19 protein-coding genes and 3 pseudogenes are annotated in these 25974 nt (G+C 38.6%); 2 read left to right on the plus strand and 20 right to left on the minus strand.

The window, feature by feature from the left end; all coding sequences use genetic code 11:
- Positions 1–158 precede the first annotated feature (158 nt).
- From tnpB to BALCAV_RS03000, 14 genes and pseudogenes are all read right to left on the minus strand, one after another.
- Positions 159–1293, minus strand: a pseudogene (gene tnpB, locus BALCAV_RS02930) (IS200/IS605 family element RNA-guided endonuclease TnpB).
- 652 nt (positions 1294–1945) lie between these two features.
- Positions 1946–6760, minus strand: a complete 4815-nt coding sequence (locus BALCAV_RS23485; protein WP_052044331.1) for a S8 family serine peptidase — start codon at positions 6758–6760, stop codon at positions 1946–1948.
- A 1017-nt stretch (positions 6761–7777) separates the two neighbouring features.
- Entirely contained in the window at positions 7778–8821 is a 1044-nt protein-coding gene (locus BALCAV_RS02945) for a Gfo/Idh/MocA family protein (RefSeq protein WP_003324018.1), read from the minus strand.
- 91 nt (positions 8822–8912) lie between these two features.
- Complete coding sequence (locus tag BALCAV_RS02950; RefSeq protein WP_003324017.1) at positions 8913–11147, minus strand: helix-turn-helix domain-containing protein; 2235 nt, start codon at positions 11145–11147, stop codon at positions 8913–8915.
- Positions 11148–11328: 181 nt separating this feature from the next.
- Entirely contained in the window at positions 11329–12897 is a 1569-nt protein-coding gene (locus BALCAV_RS02955; RefSeq protein ID WP_003324016.1) for an extracellular solute-binding protein, read from the minus strand.
- Between the two features lie 54 nt (positions 12898–12951).
- Positions 12952–13854, minus strand: a complete 903-nt coding sequence (locus tag BALCAV_RS02960) for a carbohydrate ABC transporter permease (RefSeq protein ID WP_003324015.1) — start codon at positions 13852–13854, stop codon at positions 12952–12954.
- A gap of 18 nt (positions 13855–13872) precedes the next feature.
- Positions 13873–14778, minus strand: a complete 906-nt coding sequence (locus BALCAV_RS02965; RefSeq protein ID WP_040323481.1) for an ABC transporter permease — start codon at positions 14776–14778, stop codon at positions 13873–13875.
- A gap of 554 nt (positions 14779–15332) precedes the next feature.
- Positions 15333–15440, minus strand: coding sequence for a putative holin-like toxin (locus BALCAV_RS23340; protein WP_235836304.1), 108 nt, complete (start codon positions 15438–15440; stop codon positions 15333–15335).
- Positions 15441–15540: 100 nt separating this feature from the next.
- Positions 15541–17238, minus strand: a complete 1698-nt coding sequence (locus BALCAV_RS02975) for a SulP family inorganic anion transporter (protein WP_003324697.1) — start codon at positions 17236–17238, stop codon at positions 15541–15543.
- Positions 17239–17497: 259 nt separating this feature from the next.
- Entirely contained in the window at positions 17498–20221 is a 2724-nt protein-coding gene (locus tag BALCAV_RS02980) for an MBL fold metallo-hydrolase (RefSeq protein ID WP_003324698.1), read from the minus strand.
- Positions 20211–20462, minus strand: a complete 252-nt coding sequence (locus BALCAV_RS02985) for a hypothetical protein (protein ID WP_003324699.1) — start codon at positions 20460–20462, stop codon at positions 20211–20213. Before BALCAV_RS02985 ends, BALCAV_RS02980 begins: the two co-directional genes overlap by 11 nt.
- A 163-nt stretch (positions 20463–20625) precedes the next feature.
- Positions 20626–20967, minus strand: coding sequence for a type II toxin-antitoxin system PemK/MazF family toxin (locus tag BALCAV_RS23345; RefSeq protein WP_081939198.1), 342 nt, complete (start codon positions 20965–20967; stop codon positions 20626–20628).
- A gap of 41 nt (positions 20968–21008) precedes the next feature.
- Positions 21009–21470, minus strand: a pseudogene (locus BALCAV_RS02990) (RNA-guided endonuclease InsQ/TnpB family protein); the annotation flags it as partial.
- A 433-nt stretch (positions 21471–21903) separates the two neighbouring features.
- The gene (locus BALCAV_RS03000; protein ID WP_003324708.1) at positions 21904–23007 is read right to left on the minus strand and encodes a Fic family protein; all 1104 of its coding nucleotides are present in this window, start codon (positions 23005–23007) and stop codon (positions 21904–21906) included.
- A gap of 475 nt (positions 23008–23482) precedes the next feature.
- On the opposite strand from BALCAV_RS03000, the gene BALCAV_RS23350 reads away from it, so the two are divergent.
- Together BALCAV_RS23350 and BALCAV_RS03005 are read left to right on the plus strand one after the other, a co-directional pair.
- A complete protein-coding gene (locus BALCAV_RS23350; RefSeq protein ID WP_136446168.1) occupies positions 23483–23560 on the plus strand; it encodes an LPXTG cell wall anchor domain-containing protein in 78 nt (25 codons plus the stop codon).
- A gap of 236 nt (positions 23561–23796) precedes the next feature.
- Positions 23797–24297 (plus strand): sigma-70 family RNA polymerase sigma factor, encoded by a 501-nt coding sequence (locus tag BALCAV_RS03005; protein WP_040323462.1) that lies wholly within the window; start codon positions 23797–23799, stop codon positions 24295–24297.
- Between the two features lie 139 nt (positions 24298–24436).
- Here the strand turns inward: BALCAV_RS03005 and BALCAV_RS23490 are convergent, their stop codons facing one another.
- From BALCAV_RS23490 to BALCAV_RS03020, 6 genes and pseudogenes are all read right to left on the minus strand, one after another.
- Positions 24437–24727 (minus strand): zinc ribbon domain-containing protein, encoded by a 291-nt coding sequence (locus BALCAV_RS23490; RefSeq protein ID WP_081939199.1) that lies wholly within the window; start codon positions 24725–24727, stop codon positions 24437–24439.
- Positions 24648–24824: pseudogene (locus BALCAV_RS23360) on the minus strand (IS200/IS605 family element RNA-guided endonuclease TnpB); the annotation flags it as partial. The gene BALCAV_RS23490 and the pseudogene BALCAV_RS23360, both read right to left, overlap by 80 nt.
- 70 nt (positions 24825–24894) lie before the next feature.
- Positions 24895–25080: a hypothetical protein gene (locus BALCAV_RS03010; protein WP_003323716.1), complete on the minus strand. Its 186-nt coding sequence runs from the start codon at positions 25078–25080 to the stop codon at positions 24895–24897.
- Entirely contained in the window at positions 25080–25265 is a 186-nt protein-coding gene (locus tag BALCAV_RS03015; RefSeq protein ID WP_003323717.1) for a hypothetical protein, read from the minus strand. Before BALCAV_RS03015 ends, BALCAV_RS03010 begins: the two co-directional genes overlap by 1 nt.
- Before the next feature lie 277 nt (positions 25266–25542).
- The gene (locus BALCAV_RS23015; protein ID WP_268746790.1) at positions 25543–25668 is read right to left on the minus strand and encodes a hypothetical protein; all 126 of its coding nucleotides are present in this window, start codon (positions 25666–25668) and stop codon (positions 25543–25545) included.
- 105 nt (positions 25669–25773) lie between these two features.
- The gene (locus BALCAV_RS03020; RefSeq protein ID WP_003323718.1) at positions 25774–25959 is read right to left on the minus strand and encodes a hypothetical protein; all 186 of its coding nucleotides are present in this window, start codon (positions 25957–25959) and stop codon (positions 25774–25776) included.
- Positions 25960–25974 lie beyond the last annotated feature (15 nt).

A 25974-nucleotide genomic window follows, 5' to 3' on the forward strand; every position in this document is an offset into this window, starting at 1 on the left:
GACCTCCATTGAACTACTCCCGCTTATCGACCTTGCGGTCTGATTGAAGTGGGAGATTCTTGGGAACAGAGCATACTTGCCAGCGGATTTCTTTGCCAACAGAGGTTTCTCTTATAGACCAAGCTATCCCCGTCGATTCCTACGGTTCTATATATTGTTTAAGCCAAGTCGAGGGTTCTTACCCCTTCGGCTAGAATGTTTTTGCTGGCATTGATATCTCGATCGTGATGTTTATGGCAAATAGGACACGTCCAATCCCTTATTTCAAGAGATTTCTTGCCCTCTTGATGTCCACATTCGGAACAGATTTGACTAGATGGAAACCACCTGCTTATTTTCACAATGGTTTTCCCGTACCATTTCGCTTTGTATTCTAATTTTGATACAAAGGCAGACCAGGATACATCCGAGATCGATTTGGCTAATTTATGATTGCGTAACATTCCTTTGGTGTTCAAATCTTCGATACAGATCACATCGTGGTTTTTGATGATGTCTGTACTTAGTTTGTGAAGGAAATCGTCACGTTGGTTCCTGACTCTTTCGTACAATCTAGCCACTTTGCGTTTTTGCTTCTGATAGTTTTGGGCATCAAATAGATGAATACCCTTATTTTTGGCCTGTAACGCACGTCTTGAAAGTTTTCGCTGTTCACGTCTTAATTTCTTTTCCATTTTGGCTGTGAACGTATGATTGTCCACCTTGTGACCATCCGAAAAAACCGCAAAGTCCGTGATGCCTAAATCTATACCAATAGATGAATCCGTTTTCTTCAAGGGCTGTACGTCTGTTTCGACTAGAATGGATACAAAGAACTTTCCGCTTGGATTTCGTCTGACTGTAGCGTTTAGAATACGCCCTTCAACCTCACGACTTTTAGCGAACTTCACTAGCCCAAGTTTAGGCAACTTGATTTTGTTGTCTACTATGGCAATGTTGCTATTTGTTTCTTTCGTGGTGTAGGATTGTACCTGATTCTTTTTTGATTTGAAGCGTGGCACTTTATTTTGTTTCTTGAAGAATCGAGTATAGGAATCAGCAAGGTTTTTTCAGGGAGGATTGAAGGGCAATGCTATCCACTTCTTTTAGCCATACGAATTCCTTTTTTAGTTGCGTTAATTGGGCCGAACAAGAAGAATACGTTAACCCTTTGCCTGTTTCTTTGTATGTATCGTTCCATTTCCCTAAAAAGCGATTGAATACGAAACGAGAACAGCCGATGGTTTTGGCAATCAGGGTTTCTTGTTCTTTGGTTGGGTAAAGACGAAATTTGTACGCTTTGTTGATGAGCATTGTTTTCACCTCAGATAGGAATGTATGTTCTTATTATACCCTAACAAGAATCTCTTTGGCTACCGCCAACCGACATTCATCTCCCCCTTATCGTTGGGCTTCTCCCTTCACACGATTGAAGATGGAGTCTTCTGTCGGGAAGTGATAAAATTACTCACACCCACTAGTTTCATTACTTATCCTTGTTTATTCGCACCATAATTTCTGCAATTCTAGAATTTCATTACCTATTCCGATTAATTCGCACCCTAATTCAGGAAATTCCACTTTTTCATTACTTATCCTAGCTTTTTCGTACCCTAATTTCTGCTAATCTCGAATTTCATTACCTATTCCGATTAATTCGCACCCTAATTCAGGAAATTCCACTTTTTCATTACTTATCACCGGTTTTTCGCAACCTAATCCTCCCAATCTCAAAGTTTCATTACTTATCATCAGTTTTTCGTACCCTAATTTCTGCTAATCTCGATTTTCATTACCTATCATTAGTTTTTCGTACCCTAATCCTCCCAATCTCAAAGTTTCATTACTTATCCTAGCTTTTTAATAATTCCAAGTACCTGCCCCCATCCTAGATCGTCAAAAAAGCACCCTCAAGCTGAGGATGCTTTTCGTTTAATTTTTAGTTTTATCACTAAGGTTTCGAACTTTAAGCTCTTCTTCTAGTGCGAACGCTCATTGCTAGTGCACCTATTAATAAGAGCGTCACACCTAGTGCTATTAGATTATAAGTGTTCGTGGCTGTGTCAGGTAATTTTTTATCTGAACCTGATCCAGAAACGTCTTTACCTGTTTCTTTATCCTTCACATTAGAATCTTTATCTTTTGGAGCTTCTTTCGTTGGAGATTCAGTTTTCGGATCTTCTTTGACTGGATCTTCCTTATCCGGATCTTCCTTACTTGGATCTTCTTTCACTGGATCTTCTTTATCCGGATCTTCTGTTACCGGATCTTCTTCTACTTCCTTAATATTGTTAATCGTAATAGATTGAACGACTTCAAAACCTAAAGCGTCTTTCAAGTAAACAGTGTAGGTTCCATTCTCTGTTACTTGGAATGCTTTTGTTTCTAAGTCAATGTCTTGACCTGCTTCGGCAAAGTCTGAAACGGTAAGTTCACCTGATAACCATTTTAATGCTTCGACATCAGCGTCTGTTTCTACCGTTACCGTGATTGGTCCTTCTGTTGGTTCAACAGTAGATGGAATTAATGTTAGCTCTGGCTCTACTGCTGGTTCTGTAATATTGTCTACTTCAATCACTTGAACGGCTTCAACGTCAGCACTGTTTTTCACATAGACTGTGTATGTTCCATTTTCACTTACTTCGAAGGATTTCTCAGCTAGATCAATGGTATGGCCAGCCTCTGCAAAATCTGCCACTTCTTTTTCACCTTGTAACCATTTCATCGCGACAAGATCGAGTTCACTATCAGTATCAACCGTAATCGTAATCGGTCCTTCTGTTGGGTCTGTTGTTGAAGGAGTTAACGTCACTTCTACAGGTGCCAAATTAGGATCGATAATGTTCGTAATCGTAATCGTTTGGACTTCTTCTACGTCTAAGTCATTTTTTACATAGACGGTATACGTCCCATTTTCAGTTACATCAAACGACTTCGCATCTAAGTCGACTTCATTTCCTGCTTCTGCAAAGTCCAGCACTTCTTTTTCACCTTGAAGCCATTTAATTGAAACTAATTCTGCTTCTGTGTTTGTATCAACCGTAATCGTTACGGGACCTTCTGTCAGTTCCTTTGTCGAAGCGGTTAAATCAATTGAAAAGCTCTCTTGATTTGGCTCTGTAATATTTTCGACCGTAATCGTTTGAACCGCTTGAACTCCTAAGCTGTTTTCTACAAAAACTGTGTAAGTTCCGTTTGCCGTCACTTCGAATGAACTCTCCTCAAGAGAAATGTTCTCTCCTTCATGAGCAAAATCTTCAACGGTTTTCTCACCTAATAACCATTTCATGGCGACTAATTCAGCCGTACTGTCAGTTTCAACAGTTACCGTTAATGGTCCTTCTGTTGGTTCAACAGTAGATGGTGTTAACGTGACAGCTACCGGCTCTTGTGCCTCCGTAATATTGTCAACGACTATTACTTTGACCGCTTCTACCTCTTGCTCATTTTTAGCATAAACCGTATAAGCTCCATTTTCGCTTACTTCAAACGATTTTGCGTCAAAATCAATGGCATTTCCAGCTTCTGCAAAATCTCCCGCTGTCTTTTCACCTTGCAACCATTTTAATTCTGTCAAATCGACTACACTATCGGTTTCAATTGAAATCGTCACGGGACCTTCTGTTGGTTCTGTAGTTGAAGGAGTTAAGGTAACCGTAAAGTCCTCTACCACTTCTTCCTCTTCTTCTTTTACATTAAAAGTGATGATTTCTTCGGTACTATTTTCACCAGCATCATAAACCGTTAACGTTAATTGTTTTTCACCTGGTGTTAAATCGGTAAGTGGAATCGCAAATGTACCATCTCGTTCTAAAGCAAGCGTTCCGTTCCCTTCATCATTTCCGGCTCCATCTGCTAATTCGTAAGTCACCGTTATCATGTCATTCACGTCATAAGGGATGCCATGCATGCCCCAATCAATGTTATTTCCGAAATCAACAAACTTATCCAAAACCGTACCTGTTAGCTCATATTCCGTTCCTTCGATTTCTTCGTCGACCGTATCAAAGACAACTTCAGGTGAAGAGGCTTTGACAAATAAGGGGCCATCCCACGCTAATAGATCTGGTGCTCCCGATGAATACTGATTGAAATCAACTGTATAGACTCCATCTGGAATTGGTTTTAACTCTTCATCTTCCCAGTCATAGAATGTCCCATTAATCGGAAGTGTCCATGCCCCAGCTGAAATATTTCCACTCGCTAAGTAACCAATATACCCATCACCATATGGACCACCTTGAGGGTTTGCTAAATCCCATACTTCAATAATCATGGCTGGGTGCTCATTGTACAGTTCAAATTCAAGAGAGGTCGTATCTCGTTTCCCATCTCCATTTGGTGAAATCACATCATCTACTAGCTCATAATAAGCGATACCTGTTGGGCCTTGTTCTGTAGAAAATTCTGCTGCAAATGGAAGAAGTAACTCAGTTGTGTCACTTTTTAAGTGAATATAGCCGAGAAGTTCATTGCCTGCAGCTCCTTCTCCACTTGGAACGTTTAACGTAACCGTAAGCAAATGCTCATCCGATAAAGTAAAGGAATTGGCATCGACCGTTACGTTCGCTCCAGCCATATCGCCTGTCCCATTTTTTGTCACTTCAACAGATACATCAAATTCACTCTCTGTACTTACTAAATTTTTGACATAAATTTCTCTCGTGACGGTTCTTTCATTTTCAGGGTCTGGTTCCACTTTTCCAAATGTGACTGTCCCCTTAATGTTATCGTGTTCTTCATCTTGAAATTCAGTCGTCCCTAGGGAATAAGCCAAAGCATTCGTAGTGGCTGCTTTTACCGGTTGAACGAGACCTGGCCCTTGGGCGAAGACATCAAATCTAGTTGTATCTAATTGTTTTGCCGTATTCGAAATAGCTACCTTAATATCAAAAGGCGTCCAATCTGGATTTTTCTGTTTCAATAAGGCGGCAATCGCTGCTACGTGCGGGGTAGCCATACTCGTACCCGTTGCTCGGTTGTAAGCATTCGTATAATCAGCTTCCGGATAATCTCTTTCGTATGCAGGGATAGCCGACATAATATTCGTTCCAGGAGCTACAACATCTGGTTTAATGTCAAAATCAGGTGTTGAAGGTCCACGAGAACTAGACGAATTAATCTCATCTCCTGATGTTGTACTCTCTGTATAAGAACCAAAAGTGACGGTTCCTGTTTGCGAGTCCGTTTCAGTAATTGCCTCCCTTAAGGCCTTTCCTTCAGCTGTCGACATATCAAACGTAGGGATAAACTCCAATGAAGTACTTAAAAAAGCGCGTACTGGACCTTCTCCCTCTATATTGTTATGAATAAGCGCTGCCACTGCACCGGCTTCTTTAGCTGCTGCAATTTTCTCTACAAACGGAATCTCTCCACGAGAAATAAGGGCGACTTTCCCTTCTACATCTTTTCCTTCAAAATCAGCTGCATTACCGATGCCATCAATAGCGACGACCTCGTAAGTTCCTGTTAATGAATCTCTTGGATCATCACCATATGTCCAACCAAACATAGGCAGTTCACTCGTTTGGCTGTAATCTCCAGCTCCAACGGTTACTTCACCTTGTAATAATGTTTCTGGAACAGTTGAATTTCCAACCGATATTGCAAAAGCCGCAGAGGCTGGGCTGCCGATTGTTCCACGATTTGGACCGCTGTTTCCTGTTGCAACGACCGCTGTCACACCAGCTAAAGCCGCATTGTTAACGGCAATCGACCCTGGTGCCGTTTGACTACTATCAGCACCACCTAATGATAGATTGATAATATCCATTCCTTCTTCTACTGATTTATCAATCGCTGCGATAATACCAGAAGTGGCACCACTTCCATATGCCCCTAACACACGGTAAGCATATAGTTCAATTTTAGGAGCAATTCCCGTAATCCCGTAACTATTATTCCCTTGAGCCGCAATCGTACCAGCTACATGGGTCCCGTGAGAAGTATAAAAAGAACCACCATTCGAGTTATACTCTGGTCGATGATCAGGACGATCTAATGGTGATGTCTCATAAGGATCATCATCTGCTCTTTCACGGGCATAATCATTACCTGTATGTGGGACAAAATTATAACCACCTTTATAAACACCCTCAAATTCTGGGTGATGGTAGTCGATTCCGGTATCAAGCACGGCTACTTTTACACCTTGCCCTTCATACCCCATATCCCAAAGCGTTGGTACTTCTAAATGAGGAGTACTATCACTCATCTGTGCCTCTACTGTTTCATCTCCACCTATCACTTCTAATGCGTGCACTTCATAATCAGGCTGTACACTTACGACGCCCTCAGCTTCTAAAAGAGTTTCTAATTCATCCGCCTTCACCTTCATGGACATCCCATTAAAAGTCTGGTTATATGTAAACTCTTTTTTATAGTCTACTTTCTTTTTGGCTAATTCTTTTTCAAATGAATCCTGTTGAGCTTCCACTTTATTCTTAACACTTGCAGATTGAGCAACTGTGAAGACTTCTCCTTCAACTTCTTTTTTTCCCTGCTCTAGTGCGACTGGAGGCTCCGATAATTGAACAATAACCGCAACTTCCTTGTCCCCACTTAAGTCCTTTAGTTCAGGGTGTAACTTAGGTACCTGTGCAAGTATATCTTCCTGCTCAGCAATCATTTCTTTCATCTGCAAAATGCTTTCGTCAACACCTACAAATTCCCGAGCATCTCGATCAACATTTGCTGATACTATAATAGGGTTTAAAACCGTTAATAATAGAGTAAAGATTAAAAAACTACTAAATAGTTTACTAAACTTCTTTTTCGACAAAACTCTTCCCCCTCTTAAATATAAACTAATGACAAATACTGCTAGTTTTATGCTTTTTCCGACCCCTCCCCTATTTTTATACATTGGTAAAAAATAGAACAATCACATGGTATCATATGGATAATACATGAGTAAATATTTTTTCAGAATACTTATAACCTTTTGATTAAAAAGAAAATAGATACTATTTACCTATTTTCCAATAATAAAGTGACTTACTAATGAAAGCAGTCAAAGCAGCTTACATAAGAGAATACTATAAAGAACTAGGTTGATAGACTTAGTTCTAGACCGGTGCCTGTCACCTCTCGATTTATGTCGAATAATGATCAATTTTAGAGCCACTATGTGAAATTTTGTGAGTTTCTTGTTATTTATGTAAATTTTCATTTGATGATTGGTACTCATATGGTTTTTATTCTAGACTGTGGTAAACCATACTTTCATTTAACTAGCTCGACTTTTTTATTACTTATATCCTATTTTTCGCACCTTAATTTGGCCATTTCGACTTTTTATTACCTATCTCCATTTATTCGCACCTTAATTTGGGTAGAGCGACATTCTTATTACTTATCTCCTATTTTTTGCACCGTAATTTGGGTAGAGCGACATTTTTATTACTTATCTCCTGTTTTTCGCACCTTAATTTGGCTAGGGCGAATTCTTCATTCCTTATCCTCCGTTTTTCGTACCGTATTTTCGACAGCGCAAATTTTTCATTTCTTATCCTCCGTTTTTCGCACCATATTTGGGCCAGGGAGCCTTTTTCATTCCTTATCCTCCGTTTTTCGTACCGTAATTTGGCTAGGGAGAATTTTTCATTCCTTATCCTCCGTTTTTCGTACCCTATTTTCACCAGGGAGAATTTTCATTCCTTATCCTCCATTTTTCGCACCTTAATTTCCTCAGGGCCACTTTTTCATTACCAATCCCGCTCATCAACACTCTTCACAGCAAAAAAAGTTCGACAAGTGCCTGTGCTCACTTGTCGAACTTGAACTTGTCGAACTTAAATTACCTTTCGGCTGATTCGATAATTTGCTCGAGTACTTTTTGATTTTGGTAACCATCATAAAATGTCGGTGTTCCTTCTTGTTGATTGCCCTTTACTAAATCGAGAAAATCCTGCCATTGCTGTTTTCGATATAGTTCAGGAACTTTCTTCGTTCGAAAGGAGGGGCTTACTTCATTCTCTTCTTTAATACAAAGCTCGATCTCATCAGGACGTTCACAGTTAATATGAATCGTCCCATAATCACCGTATATCATGACCTCATGTTGGTTCCCCGAGCCAATCGCATTTCTCGATGTTACAAAATTACCTAAAACATTATTTTCTAGTATGGCTTGAAAACTCGCATAATCATCGACATCCACTTTTTTCATTTCTCCACTGATTGGGTCTCTTCTTTCATGAATAAAGGTTCCCATTAATGCCGACACAGAACGAAATTCGCCAATTAAAAATCTAGCACTATCAATCATATGAGCCCCTAGATCCCCTAATGCCCCCGTCCCTGAACTCGCTTTATTAAAGCGCCAAGCATAGGGACTTTCAAATAGGGCGGCTCCACCAGACTGTAAATAACGAATATCCACATGACGAATCGTTCCAATTTTATTTTCTTTTATTAAATTTCTCGCATAACGAAAAGAGGGAATATAACGGTAACTAAAACCGACCATACACGGGATTGGTTGCTTTTCATATAAAACCGCTAATTTCTCTGCTTCTTCAAAGTTTAAAGTAAAGGGCTTTTCTGTCATAAGTGGTTTTTGATAGCGAATACATAATTCAATAACTTTCGCATGCAAGTTATTTGGCACTACCGAGACAATTGCCTCGACATCTGGATTGGCAATTAAGTCTTCAATCTCTTGAAATCTCTTCTCTGAACCAATTCTCTCTAGTTCCCCAACTTTATTTAACTGTTCTTGGTTCACATCACAAATAGCAACCAGTTGGAGCTCGTCTATTTCGGAAATAAAATGACGATGTGCATTTGACATGCCTCCAAGACCAATTAACCCAACTTTTATGACATCATTCTTCTTCATAACTCTTCCTCCTGTCGACAAATTTCGGGTGGTGCCTGTCACCTGTCTAAACATATTTCGACAAGTGACAGGCACCTCTCCTAACCCCACTCTACTTCTGCGCTTTTCTGTATTCTCCGGGTGCCATGTTTTCTAATTTTTTGAATGAGCGTGTAAAGCTATTAGCATTAATATATCCAACCTGTTCGGCAACCAATTTAATCGGGTCCTTCCCTTCAACCAACAGCTGCTTTGCCTTATTGATTCGAAGTCTTTCTAAATAAGCCGCAAAGTTCTCTCCCGTCTTCTTTTTGAAAAAGTGGCTGAAATTGGAGTAGGATAAGTTGAACTCATCAGCAAGTCTCTGCATGGAAATGCTCGCTTCCATATAATACTGATCCAAATAATGAAGCACTTCTTTTATATCTACTGAACCTTTAATAGGATCACTTTTTTGCAACTCGCTCGAAAGCTTCTGCCCCATTTTTCTGAGCTTTTCCTCAAGTGGTTCAACGTTTAATTCCTTTTCAGACATCGCATAGCAATATTCTTCTTTGACTCCAAATTTGTTTAATTCTTTCGCCAATACATTATAAGTATTAATAAAGATAACTTTTAAAATAAAAATACTACTAACCTTTGTGCTCATTAAATCGATAAGCTTATTTAACTGGGCTTTAAACTGATCTTCATCTCGGCGAGTAATACTCAATTCAATGACTTGGATAATATCAAACAGCTGACTCAGTACATTGGAACTTTTGACATCGATATGATCGTAGCCCACTACTTTTAAATCCTTGTTTAATATAGCCGACTCTAATGCTGCTAAACTATGAATATAGCTATTATTCAGGAGCTCAACCTCTTCAATTGTTCCAATCCCAACTCGAATATTTTCTTCCACTTCATGTAATTTATAATGATAAGGTTTAATCCGTTCCTCTTCATCAAAGGACAAAATCAGGATAAAATCTTCATGCCTCATTCCCTTAACCATATAACTAAATGTATGGTCTAACTCGCTATTTAAATCCATCATACTTTTCAAAAGTGCTAATAACGAAATAATATTACGGTCTTCTGCATAAAAAGTGACACAACACACCTTTTTCCTCAACTGAATATTGTGATCAAGTGCTTGCTGAATCATCTCGTCATCCTTAGGCAAGGTTCCATTCAAACACTGGATCAAAAAATATTCTTTTGAAATGTTCTTATTCAACATCACTTTGCTGACTAACTCTAAGTTCTCTTTATGCAAACTATCAAAAGCATAAGAAACGATTTCAAATTCATTTAATTCCTTAGAAGGCATAGATTGAACCGATGCTAGAGCCTTTTGGCGTAACTTACGAATAGGAGCATAATTGGTACGCATAAACAGAAAGATTAAAATAGCTTCGACTGTTAGAATTAATAAAACAAGCAAAAAAGTAACCGTTTTCAATTGATTGATTTTATATAAAATACTTTCTAATGGAGTCAAACTTATAAACTTTAAACCATATAATCTCGATTCTTGAAAATTGACCAAATAATGCTCACCAGAGATGGTCACACGCTCAATCAAGTGATTCGTATCTGCTAATATTTTGATAAAATCATTTTCGGTAAATTCGATTTCACTATTAGACATGGCTAGTAGATCATCATTTTTTCCAAACACAAAAAAATCGGGTTGAATATCTTCCTTCCCTTTCTGATTGAGGAAAAACTTCTGTTCAGGAATAACCAACATCAGAACTGCATATGAGTAGAGGTTTTGATACGGAACCGGCATCATAATCGTCACCGCATCGTAGGAACTATTAAATCTCCCTCCGACATTCACTTGTTCTGCTGGTCGAATGACAATTTCATTGATTTCATTCAATTCCCGCAACATCTCTTCTTTATCCCAGTCTGAATAATAGTAGGTACTCTGTCGTTCACTAAATTCTTCCTTACTATAGCTTCCAGGAAAAGAATAGAACATTCCCGATTCCTTACTATATAAAAGCGTCTTTTCAGCAAATGAATTATAACCAAACATTTTTTCCATCTCTTGCATAATATGATACGTATTAAAACTATTAGCTTCAGAAAATAATTGGCTATTTAAGTGATTATTTTTATGAATCGCATCCGGGTAATTCCAAAAAATCTCCATCTGTCTATCGATGTTGCTAACGGTTTGTGAGAGCATAGCATTCGAATTATCAATAGCAGTCTCTTGAATAATAGTAGAAGTTTGGGGATAAAAGTAAAACAATAAAAAAAGGATAGGCAATAAAAAGACAACAATATAAGAAACAAGATACTTTAAAAGGCCCTTTTGATTTTTATACCTTTTCCATAGTTCCAAATATACCCCCTCTTTCTACTTTGCACACACAGCATTTATTTAACAGATTAATACGTTCATTTTACTATATTTATAAGCGAGAAAACTCTTTCATTTCGCTAAAAATTGAGCGCTATTTTAAAAGGAGCTACTCCATAAGGTCATCAGCATAACCTTATGGGAGCCCCTTATTTCTTGACTGTTAATATTGGCTGTCGAGAGCGTTTTGATAGATTTCTTTATATCTAGTTAATCCCATATTATTTAGGTTTTCTAGATAGTTATCCCATTCAGCTTCAATTCCACCAGCACTAATCCACTCCGCCCACTTACTAGAGATTAAATTATCTAGATCGGTTCGAATGATACTTAATTCATTATCATCTTCTTTTGTAAACTTTAATGGAGGTAGGACATTGTCTCCATCTGGATAATAGGAAGTTAAAATTTGATCCTGTTCCATTCTTTCCGCAACGGTTGGTGGTGCGGCAATTCTTTCATCTAATTCATCTGGAACATACATTAATCCATGATCAACAAGAGCATTGGTCCATTTCCACTCGTCCTCACTCGTACCTTCAGGAGGGGCAAGAACTGTGTATTGATTATCATTTTGTTCTACACCAATTCCAAAAGAACCATAGTATCCTTGGGCAGACGCTTCTTCGGAATAAAAGCCATCTAACCATTTAATCGCTGCTTCTGGGTTTTCTGCACTTGCTGTGATGACCGCTTTGTTGGTTTGTGTTTTCATTCCTAAAGGATCTGCTGGCCATAATGGTGCCAAGCCTGCTTCTGCTGCAAAAGGGGCGACCACTTCATATTGCTCACTCCAGTTCCCTACACGCTGCTCAAACGACCAGCCAATTGTAAAACCAACTGTGGCTGCTTCGGTATTCTGTGAACGCGAGAAAAACTGAGCCCAATCTTGGGTGAAAACCTCTTGATTCACCAATCCTTCAGAGTAGAGTTTATGCAGAAACGTCACAAGCTCTTTGTAATCTTCTGTTTCCGGTAAAAAGACATGTTCGCCATCTTTAACGGTATTATACCAATCTGTATGTGCAGCATAATTACCAAATGCACCGATTAATGCCATCGCACTATAAGGTCCTTGGTCTGGTGCCCAGTCAAAAGGAATTTCATCGGCTTTTCCATTTCCATTAGGATCGTCTTCTTTAAACGCTTTCAATACTTCATAAAATTCATCAAAAGTCGTTGGTGCCTCAAGTCCAAGGTTATCCAACCATTCTTGATTCATCATCGGTATGACACTACTTGATGGGCGATGCGGAAGAACAGCGGGCAATCCATAAATTTCTCCATCTATCGTTGTCGCTAGCTCCTTCACTTCTGGCATCTCTTCAAACATCCTTTTAATATTAGGAGCATGTTCTTCGATTAGATCACCGAGAGGAAGGAACTGACTGTTAAAAGTCGCGATATCATCATTTCCAATTGCACTTATAAACACATCAGGCAAATTTCCACTAGCAAGAATCGGGTTCTTCTGCTCATCCCAACCACTTCTAACTTCTGTCCATTCAATCTCCACTCCAGCCTGCTCCGAAATATCCGTGATATAAGGAATTTCATCCATATTCTTCGTTAACGAATTAAGGACGGCCAAAACTTCTAGCTTCGTTTTTTCATCAGAAGTTGTTCCACCTTCTGTATTCCCCTCTGTAGAAGATGGACTGCATCCCGCAATCAAAGCACTTGTCATTACAGCCGCTAACATTGTTGTGAGCATTTTCTTAGATTTTTTCATTAAAACAATCCTCTCTTTTATGTTTTTTATATATGCTTCCTTGCCAACATTTCATTAGTCTTTTAAAGAGCCAATCATGACGCCTTTTTCAAAATACTTCTGAACAAACGGGAATAACGCAATAATTGGCACAGAGGAAACGACAATAACCCCGTATTTAATTAAATCTCCTTTTTGCTGTGCGGTCACATCGCCTGTACTCATCATCGCTCCCCCAGAACCACTACTAAATGTCTGATTCATGACAAGGATATCTCTTAACACTAATTGTAATGGATACAACTTCGAATCATTTAAATAAATCAACGCTTTCATATATTCATTCCAATACCCAACAGCATAATAGAGCATCATCACAGCCAAAAGGGCTTTAGAAAGCGGAATAGCAATTCGAATAAAAAACTGAAAATCGGAACAGCCATCGAGTTTTGCTGACTCTAATAACTCTTTTGGAATACTTGTTTGAAAGAACACCCTTGTTATGACTAGATTAAAGACATTAACAGAAAAGGGAATTAACATCACCCAAATCGTATTCGTTAAACCAAACTGCTGAACGGTTAAGTACGTTGGAATTAACCCCCCACTAAAAAACATCGTAAATACAAAGAATATCATTAAATATTTCCTTGGTTTAAAATCCGCTCTTGAAAGGGCATACCCTGCTGGAATCGTAAAAAGTAAACTAAATAACGTTCCACCAATTGTATAAATGAGCGTATTTTTGAGCCCTCTCCAAATCCTTTCATCACTCAATATCTCCTGATACCCAGCAAACGTGATATTTCTTGGGTATAACCAAACATCCCCATTGGCAACAGATGCAGGGTTGCTGATAGAAGCAATTACTACAAAATAAACAGGGTACAGAGTTGCGATAAGCAAGCCCGTACAAATCAATGCGAGCATGACTTTGAAAAACAGATCGGAGGAAGAGTCCTTAATGGTCGTATTCATTTATAAGATTCCCTCCTTCTACCAAAGACTGGTTTCACTTGTTTTTTTAGCAACTCTATTGACGATAAGAAGAATCGTGAAATTGATCATCGTATTAAATAGGCCGATTGCCGTGGAATAACTGATTTGGTTTGACATAATCCCGATCTTGTATACGTAGGTCTCAAGTACTTCAGAGACCGGTAAATTCATAGCGTTTTGCATTAAGAATATCTTTTCAAACCCTACTCCTAGTAAACTTCCAGCATTTAAAATCAATAAAATGATAATCGTCGGGAGCAGATGCGGGATATCAATATTTCTAATTTGCTGCATCCGGCTGGCCCCATCAATCTTGGCGGCCTCATAAAGCTGTGGATTGACACCAGCTAATGCCGCAATATAGATGATGCTATTCCATCCCGCGTGCTGCCACACATCTGAAAGCACATAAATCGAGCGGAAATACTCCGGCTTCCCCATAAAGTTGATAGGCTCTAGTCCAAATAAGCTAAATAGATTGCCAAGAAGCCCAGATGATGGAGATAAGAAAATCATAATCATCCCTACGACAACAATGACCGAAATAAAATGTGGCATATACGCTACCGTCTGGATAAATTTCTTTCTACCCGCATGCCTAATTTGATTAAATACTAACGCGATTAGGATAGGAATCGGAAACCCTACAATTAAAGAATAAAAGCTAATCAGAAACGTATTCCTCATTAAATCCCAAAATTGATGAGAATTGATAAACCTTTGGAAGTATTCTAACCCTACAAAGGCACCACCCGTAATTCCTCTAGATGGATCAAATTCGCGAAAGGCTAATTGTAGCCCATACATTGGAACATAATTAAACAAGAGAATAATCAGAAAAGCAGGTAAGACCATTAGATAAAGTTGATAATATAATTTAATATGGCTAACTAACCTAGGCATAAAGCTCTTTTTTTCTAAGGTCAAGCTCTTCTTATCGTTAATCGGTCGTTCTAACAAAAAGTATCCACTCCCTTCTATAAAAAAGATTGTTAATTCAAAAGCCTCATTAACCCCCTCTATCTTCAAAATGATGAGCACCTAGTTTGCAAACCAGGTCGTGGTGATGAGTAGAATATTATCTTTCAGGAGTTTTTATGTAAACGCTCACATTTCTAAAAACCATTCATTTATTGAATTTTCAAATATTGAATAGTGTTCAAGAATTGAATATAGTTTGATAAGTCCGACAAATACCTGTCAATTGTCGAGTCTATTACCCTTGTTAAAATAAATACGCTCATTAAAAAGGTTGAATTTTCTGACTTTTATACCCCGATTATAAGTATCATGTACATAATTACATGGTATATTGTATAATATGACTATAATCAAGTTAAACTAAAAAAGATCGAGTGCGGCTAACACTCGATCAATGTAACTACATTGCCGTATGAAGAACGGCTGACCTAAGTAAACTGAATTTGAAATAGTCACCTTACTTGGAGGTCAGGTGGCTATTTCTTTTTGTTCAAATGGACGACAATCGTTATAATTAGTGTAAAAGCTGTTAATAAAACTAAGCTGAACTGAGCTAGTAAACTGAAAGCTTCGTATGTCGTCAATTTGCCTCACCCCCTTTCAAAAGGGAGTTCAACCGCCACCTTACTATATAGTTACCTTTTATTATAATTCGACAGGTGCCTGTCACCTGTCGAATTTGAATTAAATCATCCAATCCAAATACTCTTCCTGTTTCTCCATCCTAATCCCTTTATCTTTCAAAAGTTGTTCTAATGGCAAGTGGTTACGCTGTTCTTTATACTTCTGATCCCAATGTACCTTATTGACTGTATCACGGATTGAGCCTTTCATACTTGCAAACAAGGTGACAATTCCTTTACTTCGGTAAAAATTAATCATTTCCTCTAACGTATCCACCGAAACTGTATCGACATCGTTAACTCCTGACATATCGATGATTAACCACTTCACCTTTTTCCTTGTTTTGAGCACCTCTTTCACTTTTTCTTCTACAAAAGAGATATTCGCAAAATGAAGATTGGCATCAATTCTGAGAATAACAGCTTCATCTGACGTAATTGCTTCTCGGTAGCGTTTAATGTTTCGGAATGTCTTCTCCCTTTTGACATAGCCTAATTCGACAATCGCTGGTTTGGAACTACGATTTAATAACAATACTAACGTAAAAATCGCCCCAATCAAAATGCCCCATTGGATGCCGACAAATAAGGTCACGAGAAAGGTTGTTACCCAAATCCAACCCTCAAACGGCTTCACTTGGAAAAGATGTTTCATCTCTTTGAAGTCAATTAATTTATAAACCGCGACTAATATAATCGAAGCTAACACAGCGTTTGGTAAATAATAAAAGAAAGACGTAAAAAACAATAACGTCACCATAACCAAAGCACCGGTTATTACAGAGGTCATTTGGGTGGCACCACCTGATTGATGATTAACAGCGGTTCTCGAAAAACTACCATTAACCGGAAACGATTGAAAGAAAGCCCCAATCATATTAGAAAGTCCTAATGCTTTCAACTCTTTATTTGGATTAAGCTTATATTTTTCTTTTTTCGCAATCGTTTTTCCAATCGATAATGATTCCATAAACCCTAGCAATGCAATCGTCACCGCCATTGGAAAAAGAAGCTTGGCCGCCTCCAACGTAAATTCAGGCATAACAAGTTGTGGGAAGCCTTGAGGAATATCACCAATTATTTGCACACCACTTTTATCTAGCTGAAAAAAGAAAACGATTAAGATCGACAAAGCGATAATCATTAACGCTCCAGGAAGCTTCGGCGCTTTCTGTTTTAAGATAAGTAGAAAAAGGATACTAATGATTCCAATGAGCAACGTTACAAAATTAAGATCGAGTATCTTTTCAAAAATTTCGATAAGAATAGAATGAACTTGCAAATGATTTCCAACTTGGATTCCTAACAGATGATTCATCTGGCTTAATCCAATGATGATCGCAGCGGCGGAGGTATAACCATTCATTACCGAATGAGGAATAAACTTGACGATAAACCCGAGTTTACTAATACCGAGCAAAAGCTGAACAGCCCCGACCATAACAGCCAACATTAAAACGAGTGAAATGTACTGCCCAGAACCCGGTTCTGCCAAAGTCGAGACACCAGAAAAAACAAGCAACGATGTTATCGCTACTGGACCAATCGACAAATGTTTGGAAGAAGAAAATAAAGCATATATAAATAGCGGAATCGTCGCCGCATACAAACCCATAACCGGCGGAAGCCCTGCCAACATCGCATAAGCCAACCCTTGAGGAATAAGCATCACAAACAGAGTAAGTCCTGCAAGTAAATCTCTCCGAAACAACTTTTGATGATAGAAGGTGTTTAAACTTTCCATTTTATCTTTAAACACTAGACACCCCTCCCCCTCCAATTTTATAGGAGAGAGTGGTGCCTGTCACCTGCCGTTTTATGTCGAAAAAGCATCCTCGCTGTGAGAATGCTTTTCGACAAGTGACAGGCACCTAGTTCTCTTGGTTTACCTTCCACAACACTTCTTGTGAACCGTTGCGGGCTTTTGGTTTGTTCCTAATTTAGACATCATTCTTCTCTCCCAATCTATTTTATCTTTTTTCTTCTTTTATTAGCCTCCTAATGGATGGTGATGAAAGTCAGCACTCAACCATTAATCCATACCCTGTGCTCTTGGCAATCACCGTTCTAATTTCACTGAGTTCGACTTCGGGCGGAAGGGTGGTTACTTTTATCGCAATGGTCGCTTTTTCTATATGGATAGAAGGGTTTTTCTTCAATTCCCAACTTGGCGGGAGTACTTCTAGCGTATGGCGAATAATTTCATTTTGCTTCGGATGTTTGGCGTACGTTACCGGCATACCAATACGAAAAGAAAGCTCTTCTAAATCAATTAGATGCTTTTTCGCAATTTCAGGTGAGATAAAATGGACCTCCATCAATGGTTCTTGGTTTTGTTGTTTGATACTCGTCTTAAATATGATGATATCCCTGTCTGCTGCCCATTTCTTTGCCTCTGCGATCGCTTGATTATTTTCCATTCTTTTTGTATGAATAGTCGAGCGATAAATTTGTTCATCTTCGGCAGGTGCTTTCTTAGAACCTTCTTTAAATTGCAAAGAAAATCCCGTCTCCTCCTTAAACTGACTGCTAAGTCCTTTTACGTCATCAGGTTCCCCCCCTGTAATCACTACTTTACGTTCATGAAGATGGATAGAGGGTGAACCTGTCGAATGACCAATGAGTCCGGCTAACTTAGCTTGCAGTAAATCTTGACGTACCGAAGCCGAGAAGTCGGTATCCCAGCCTGTGTTTTCTTTTACATAATGAATTATGTCTTGACGTTCTTGATCTCGGACAACATCTGGAAAGTCAAAATAAATTATAATCTTCTCTCTTGGCGAACCTAAATCCTCTACTCCGCATCTGATAAATCTTGGGTTGCTAGCTAAATAAGTACGAACAACTTCCATCGCATGTGCTGGATTAACTTGAAGTCCTTGAATCGGCAATGTCAAACTAATTAATGAATTTTTGACTTTTTCATCGACTGTATAAATTCCAAATCCAAAGTTGTTCGTGTGACGATTCTCGTTAGATAAACTTTGAAGAGCAATCACTACGGCTAATTGTTCTTGAATCGTGCTAATTTGCAGAAATTGAAAAATCTCTTGAATCGTGAGGGAACGATTCGGGAGCTTAGCCCAATTTATTTTTTCTAAAAAAGGACGATTAAAAGTAAAGGCTTGAGCGACTGCATCAGCCAATTCGTCGATTGCACGGTTCCAGCCACCAATCGTTTCAATTACCTGTCCCAAGTGTAACTTTAATGACTTCCCTTTAGGAGTTTGACATAATAAGATGTTAGATTTCATCTGGACTCCCGTGCAAAGAGCCAGTTTTAACTCTTGTCCATTATCCTTTTGATAAAGGAGCATACACCCTACTTTATCTTGTAGTTCTATGTTTGAACGGTTTTGCAGAACTCGTTTACCTTTGATTCCATTACCTGATGCTCTCTTTTCAAACGGGTAGGTTTCCCCGTTTTCTACTAGGATCGGGTGATACATCGGATCGATTTGAGCCCCTAACTGGTTCCTTGCGTCATCATCACCATGAACAAGAAGTGTATGGGTCGGATTCAACTTCTCAATAAACCGCTTCATCTCATTAGCATCAGCATGTGCGGAGAGGCCATACTTCCCAATATGACATTTCACTTCATGGCTTGTCCCATTTAACTCAAGCTGGTTCTCTACCCCTTCTGCAACTTGTAGCAACTTCCGCCCCGGACTTTCCTCATCTTGATAGCCGGTAATAAATATCGCATTTTTCTCATTCGAAACAAGCCTTTCCGCATACCAAGAGCTAGCACCACCAATTAACATCCCAGAAGATGCAACAATGCATCCAGGTTTTCCTCGCAAAACTTCCTCGCGTTCTTTTGAGGAACCGACAGCCTTACATCGCCCATCCGTTAAAAAGGCATCACCATTATTTTTAATTCGGTAGGCGACTGGACCTTTCAAAAAATGAGGATATTTTTTGTATATACGACTAATTGGCGTCACAAGTCCATCAACATAAATTGGAAATTCTGGTATTAGCCCTTTATCCATGTAATCTTGAAGAACGAGTAGTACCTCTTGTGCTCGCCCAAGTGCAAATGCTGGAATTAGGGCAAACCCTCCATTAGCTATAATGTTAGCCACATCATTTGCAAGACGACGTTCCTCTGTATTCCGATCGGTATGGGTACGATTTCCATAAGTTGACTCCATAATGACAACATCGGGCTCAAGATCCTGTGGAACATGAGCACCCGGGATCGTTCTACCTGCTTGAAAACTTAAATCACCGGTAACAAATAGTTTCTGCCCTCCGCCTTCAATTAGAAACATGACCGCTCCTAAAATATGGCCCGCACGAAAACTCGTGATCTTAACATTTCCAATCTGCAGTACACCATTTGCGGGAAGTAAAAGTAGTGAATCAAGCAAATCGTTTACTTGTTCTTCTGTATACGGAACAAGTGTCTGGTGTAAGCTTGAGCGTTGTTCTAAAATTTTATAAGAGTCCTTCATCATAACTCGCATCAAATCGGCAGTAGGTGGTGTCGTATATATCGGCGTATTTGGATAAAACGAGTGAACAATTGGAAGAGCCCCGATATGATCGGCATGGGCGTGAGTGACAAGTATCACCTCTGGAGCAGCTAAACCTTCTAACATCCCAAGCGCAGGTAATGGCTCGTCGCCATGCATGCGCATCCCCGCATCAATTAATATATTCGTATCAGCTACTTCGATATGCAAACAGGAAGCCCCAACCTCACTTCCTCCACCTAAAATACTAATCTTCATTTCCCTCTACTCCCCCCGTTTTTTCTTTAGAAGCAAATACTTCTTTAGAATGCTCATTTTCATAAACAATCAAACTCTCCATTTCTGGATGATTCGTTTCGACAAAATCATCAGCTCTATATTCATAGCTATATCTTTTAATTAAATCAGCTATTAGATTATCCGCCAAAGCGGGAACACTTAACTGATAAACCCTTGTATGAATACTTGGGGAATATTCACCACTTCCGTCTTCCCACATTTCTCCGGGAATAACCCCGTTTTCATCTTAATCTGGTTTTGGTGCCTGTCACTCCCCGATTTATGTCGAAGAAGCACCCTCACAGCGTAGATGCTTTTCGATTCATGATTCTATTAACTGCCGACATATTCTAACAAATTCCGAGTCGTGACACGCACCAGCTTCACGTTATCAAAGGTTTTAGTTTATTTAATACTTCCTGTACTACTTCATTAGGAGCTTCATCTACCACACGTACATTCCTTTTTCTTGACATAAGATCGAGACTTTTTACGTGGTGAACGAGGACAACACCTTGGACTTTATGTTCATCATCACTTTCTGGTAATAATACTTCAAAGATATTCCCTTTTTTATTGGACGTAATCGGACAAACAATTGTAAATGGCGTTTTTTGGTAATAAGTAATGAAAAATGAGAGCTTTCGTGAACTACTCCCACCACTTACGGGTTGCTTGAAGTGGGGGCTTCTTGGGTAATCACCACTTTTGGTAGCTGACGAAATGGACCAAGCTAACCCTCTTGTTCCAAGAGTTTATCGTATCATTAGGCACTTTCTAATAAGCGCATGCCTTCTTTTTTGATATTGAGTGCTGAATTGTAGTCTCTATCAAGGTTTAGTCCACAAGTACATTGATACGTACGTTCTGATAATTTGATTTCTTTTACTGAGCCACATCTCGAACAAGTTTTTGTAGATGGGAACCATTTATCAATTTTCACAAGCTGTTTCCCTTGTTCTTTTAGTTTGTACTGTAAGAAAGAAGTGAACATTCCCCACCCATTATCAGTGACACTTTTACCAAACTTTAGAGCCTTTGACATCCCTTTCATATCTAAATCTTCCATCACAACCGCATCATAGTTAGTTACTATTTTTTTTGATTGATGGTGAAGAAAGTTTTTGCGTTGATTTGCGACTTTCTCTTGCATTTTAGCTACACGAATTCGTTGTTTATTCCAGTTCGAAGAGCCTTTCTTTTTACGAGAAAGTTTACGGGAGACTTCTTTCGGAAGTAAGTTAAATAAAGGAATAAAGCGAATGACGGATAAATGGGGTATTTGTTCTATTCGATAAAGGGATTGGAATTCCTTTAAGTTTCAGCAAAATTTAGGGCTAGCAAACCTCGGCTAGTGACAGGCAACCCGAATGCTAGCCTCTAAGTCTGTGCATTATATTATTAATTTCTGTGTCATGCTTACCTGTTTTCGAACTTAGATACTCAATATCCGTTTTTAATTCAGTGACATCCATTTTTAGTTCTTTAACATCGTTTTTTAAACCTTTCATCTCGTTTAGGATTTGTTTTAAGATTTCTTCAATCTTAATCAACTCCACGCATTTATTTATTATAGTAAATATAACATGGACAAATGCCTGGCACCGCCCGATTTTTCAACAAATTCTTCCAAACTGAGAGGAGTGACAGGTACCATCTATTTAGCCATTCATCGCCTGTATCAAATCGTAGTGGAAGTAACGTCTATTCCGCTTGCGATCATCCTGGTAGACCATGCGTAACTCGACAAGGTGATTGAGCCCTTTACGAATGGTTGATGGTGCTAGGTCCGTTGCTTGTTCAATTTGATGAACTGTCGTAATAGGATAAGTAAAAAGAGCTCTCCAAATCTTATGATGTGATGGTTGCTCTAGGCGTTTAATGCCTTCTTGATACAAGACTTCAGCTCGATCTAGCTTTTCATATTGTTGTTTGGCCATTCTTATCGCTGCATCTAAAAAGAATAGAATCCAACTTTCCCAGTCTGGCTCAGCTCTTCCAATCGCTCTAACACCATTAAGCATTGTATAGTATTTGAACTTCTCTTTTTCCAATTCTTCACTCAAGAAAAACAGAGGAGAATCAATTAAATTCGCTTCCAACAAATATAGCACGATTAAAATACGTCCAAGTCTTCCATTTCCATCTAAGAACGGATGAATCGATTCAAATTGAGCATGAACAATGGCCGCTTTTATAAGTGGATGCAACTCTTCAACCTCAGCCTTTTCATATGGATTTCCATTGATATAGAACTCTAAATTACGCATATAGTCACCCATCATCTGGGGCTCTGGCGGAATATACGACGCATCTTTAATATTCGTTGTCGGACCAATAAAGTTTTGAATCTTACGGTACTCTCCAGCTGCACTCGTAGAACCACGTGCATTTTTCATTAAAATTTTATGCAAGTCTCTAATAAGACGTTCTGTAATCGGATAACCTAAATGAACAATATCAACACCATGACGTAAAGCCTCTTGGTAATTACGAACTTCTACCCTTTCGAAATCCTCTTTTTGCTCAATATGGTCTTCAAGCATTTCACTAAATGTCACTTGCGTCCCCTCTATGCGTGTAGACTGCACAGATTCTTGTAAGGTCATTAATTGAATAAAAGATTCATTTACGAGGGAATATCGTAACTTCTGCTTCAACTTTTCAAGGCCAGCTGTTGCTTGAACGACCTTTTTATAAAAAGAAAGTTCTGCCTCTGTATTAAATTCAATTGGCAATAACGGCAAATGATAAGGTTTCTTCATGAGGCTCCCCCCTATAATATTTATTATTAGAATTATACCCCAAATAAGCTTATATTAAAATATACGATATTTATCCACATAAAAATATCGTATTAAGTTCAACAAATCCCACCTGAAATTTGTCGAAAAAGCATCCTCACAGCAAGGATGCTTTTCGTTGTTTATGAATTTATTTACTCATTAACAATCGACATATTCCAACAATATTCGGGTAGTGACAGGCACCGTATTAAAAGCAACCTTACTTTCCATACCTTCCTTCATAGAAATGAGAGCAACAAATCCGATTATTATGAAACCACAGTACAAAGCAATAAGTTCATTTTTTATAGCTCCCCTTTCTTTTGAATGCTTTCCTTATAATCTTCTACTAAATTGATTTGATTGTAGAACTTAGTCAAAATTTTTTTCTAGAAACCTACTTGATATTTTACGAATTATTGAGATTGCTTGTTGTACGACTCTGTATAATTACATGGTCATTGGTGGACTGTTATTATTAATAGGTGCAACTGTGTTCTTTATTGCAAGAAGAAAGCAATTAATCATGTAAGAAACATGGGGAAGCACTGGGACTGTTCTCGTGCTTCCTTAAAAATAAGCATTTTCTCGATATCGACTTGTTCCAACTATGAAAACGGTCATTTCCTGATCATCATTTCTTTAAAACAAGCCTTAACGAAAGACTAGATTTGTCGAAATGGTTATATGACGGCACGATACAATTGATTTACATTGTATGTACCGCGGAATAAAGAGAAAGCTAGCTTTCTAAATTGAGGGTATATCATGTTGTATCAAGACTCGTTTCAATCTGTTTTGGAAGATTTTCAACCGTTAATCAAAGGACAAATCAAGAAATTGCTTATTTACAAAAACTTTGATGAGTATTACCAAATCGCCCAAATATCGTTATGGAAAGCCTACGAGCATTACGACCCGACAAAAGGTCACTTTGCCGCTTATGCCCTACAACGAGTGCGCGGCGACTTAATCGACCAATTAAGAAAAGAACATAAATACGAGGAACGTTACGAATTAGTCGACCACCAAACCGAGCAAACGATTCAGTTAAGCACAACAAACGTAGAAGCAACTGAAGATTTCCTCACCCCCTACTACCACCTCCTGTCAAACCGAGAACAAACATGGCTCACCGAAACCATCTATCAAGACATGAAGCTCTCAGAAATCGCCACCAAATACGGAGTCTCCAAAAACACCGTATCATCCTGGAGAAAATCAACTTTAAAAAAACTACGTATGATTTTAGTTAACGAAGAGAGTTGAACTACTCGCCACTTAGCTAACGCTTGAAGTGGGAGATTCTTGGGAACAGAGCGTACTTGCCAGCGCATTTCTTTGCCGACAGAGGTTTCTCTTATGGACCAAGCTATCCCCGTCGATTCCTACGGTTCTGGATGTTGTTTTAAGCCGTGTGGAAGGTTCTTAACCCTTCAGCTAGAATATTTTGGCTGGCATTGATATCTCGATCGTGATGTTTATCGCAAATAGGACACGTCCAATCCCTTATTTCAAGAGATTTCTTGCCGTCTTGATGTCCACATTCGGAACAGATTTGACTAGATGGATACCACCTGCTTATTTTCACGATGGTTTTCCCGTACCATTTTGCTTTAGGATTGTACCTGATTCTTTTTTGATTTGAAGCGTGGCGCTTTATTTTGTTTCTTGAAGAATCGAGTATAGGAATCAGCAAGGTTTTTCAGGGAGGATTGAAGGGCAATGCTGTCCACTTCTTTTAGCCATACGAATTCCTTTTTTAGTTGGGTTAATTGGGCCGAACAAGAAGAATGGAGGCGATTGTCCGTAGAATAAAGACTTAATATTCAGAATTTAATAAATAAAATTATAAATTTTCAAGTATTATGCAATATCACTGCTCATTTTATATGCCATGATAATAAATTCATTGTCTTTTTTAACTAAATTGCTATGATGCATTCTTTGAGCTTCTTCATGAAAGAAATTATTCACATTAGCATCATTACAATCAAATGCTTCGATCGCTTCATGATCCACTAATGTAATTGGAATCGGTCTCACATCCATTAGAATTTATATTTCCCCTTTCTAATCATCTCTGCTGCTTCATTGACTCCTCTGTGCACTTTATTCATCTTAGGGTTTTTAGAACGTTCGGTACATTCTGCCCAATGTTTAAATTTTTCATATTCTCTTTCACTTTCAAATTCAATATCAATTGGCTTCATGTCTCTTTTAGTCGGAGTTCTCATTTTTTCCCCTCCTCTTTCTTACTCACACTTTTCATCACCTAACAGAACTTAAAGACTCTGTTAGAAGCTTATCCAGTGATTACAGCTATTATAACACGGCTCTAAAAAAAGCAATAAATAACTATTGACAAACGAAGTAAATTAAGCATATTTTAGTACCTGTCACTCCCCGAAATAATACAAAAGGAAAAAGGCGACTTTAGAATCATATACAAAGTAGAGAGAATAGGGATGAAGGACGAAGCAAAAAGAAGCAAGGGGACCGTCCCCTTGCTTCTTATCTCTTCTTTTCTAATAATTTAATTGCTTTATCAACCTTATTTAATGTCTTTCCAAATCCAAAGTTTGATACTTTTGTGTAAGGGTGATTTGTTTTTCTCTTTTTAGTTCTTTTTAAGCCCATTACTACTACCTCCTGAAGGTAAATTATTATCCATCTTCCCCAGGAAGTAACCGTTTCAAACAAATAAAACGAAAATCTATATTTTAGCGTTACGTAGAATCATATTCACTGTCTATTATAAGTTATATCAATTGCCTTTTCATTATCAGAGAGAACGCCCTTAAATCCGTCTACAACACGAACCTTTGTTGCTCGATTTACGCTTTTATAACTAGTCACTGCTTTAGAACTTTTCCGCCTTGTTCGTAGACTAGCTGTACCCCTAGAAGTAGTCACCGTTTTTTCGGTCATAAAACCACCCTCTCT

The organism is Alkalihalobacillus alcalophilus ATCC 27647 = CGMCC 1.3604, from assembly GCF_000292245.2.
Taxonomy (GTDB): domain Bacteria; phylum Bacillota; class Bacilli; order Bacillales; family Bacillaceae_D; genus Alkalihalobacillus; species Alkalihalobacillus alcalophilus.

Coding starts and splice junctions, on each gene's coding strand:
- BALCAV_RS02945 (WP_003324018.1), bottom strand. CDS start 8,821: ATGAAGAAGAATGATGTCATAAAAGTTGGGTTAATTGGTCTTGGAGGC.
- BALCAV_RS02955 (WP_003324016.1), bottom strand. CDS start 12,897: ATGAAAAAATCTAAGAAAATGCTCACAACAATGTTAGCGGCTGTAATG.
- BALCAV_RS02960 (WP_003324015.1), bottom strand. CDS start 13,854: ATGAATACGACCATTAAGGACTCTTCCTCCGATCTGTTTTTCAAAGTC.
- BALCAV_RS02965 (WP_040323481.1), bottom strand. CDS start 14,778: ATGCCTAGGTTAGTTAGCCATATTAAATTATATTATCAACTTTATCTA.
- BALCAV_RS02980 (WP_003324698.1), bottom strand. CDS start 20,221: ATGAAGATTAGTATTTTAGGTGGAGGAAGTGAGGTTGGGGCTTCCTGT.
- BALCAV_RS02985 (WP_003324699.1), bottom strand. CDS start 20,462: ATGTGGGAAGACGGAAGTGGTGAATATTCCCCAAGTATTCATACAAGG.
- BALCAV_RS03000 (WP_003324708.1), bottom strand. CDS start 23,007: ATGAAGAAACCTTATCATTTGCCGTTATTGCCAATTGAATTTAATACA.
- BALCAV_RS23350 (WP_136446168.1), top strand. CDS start 23,483: ATGGTCATTGGTGGACTGTTATTATTAATAGGTGCAACTGTGTTCTTT.
- BALCAV_RS03005 (WP_040323462.1), top strand. CDS start 23,797: ATGTTGTATCAAGACTCGTTTCAATCTGTTTTGGAAGATTTTCAACCG.
- BALCAV_RS03010 (WP_003323716.1), bottom strand. CDS start 25,080: ATGGATGTGAGACCGATTCCAATTACATTAGTGGATCATGAAGCGATC.
- BALCAV_RS03015 (WP_003323717.1), bottom strand. CDS start 25,265: ATGAGAACTCCGACTAAAAGAGACATGAAGCCAATTGATATTGAATTT.
- BALCAV_RS23015 (WP_268746790.1), bottom strand. CDS start 25,668: ATGGGCTTAAAAAGAACTAAAAAGAGAAAAACAAATCACCCTTACACA.
- BALCAV_RS03020 (WP_003323718.1), bottom strand. CDS start 25,959: ATGACCGAAAAAACGGTGACTACTTCTAGGGGTACAGCTAGTCTACGA.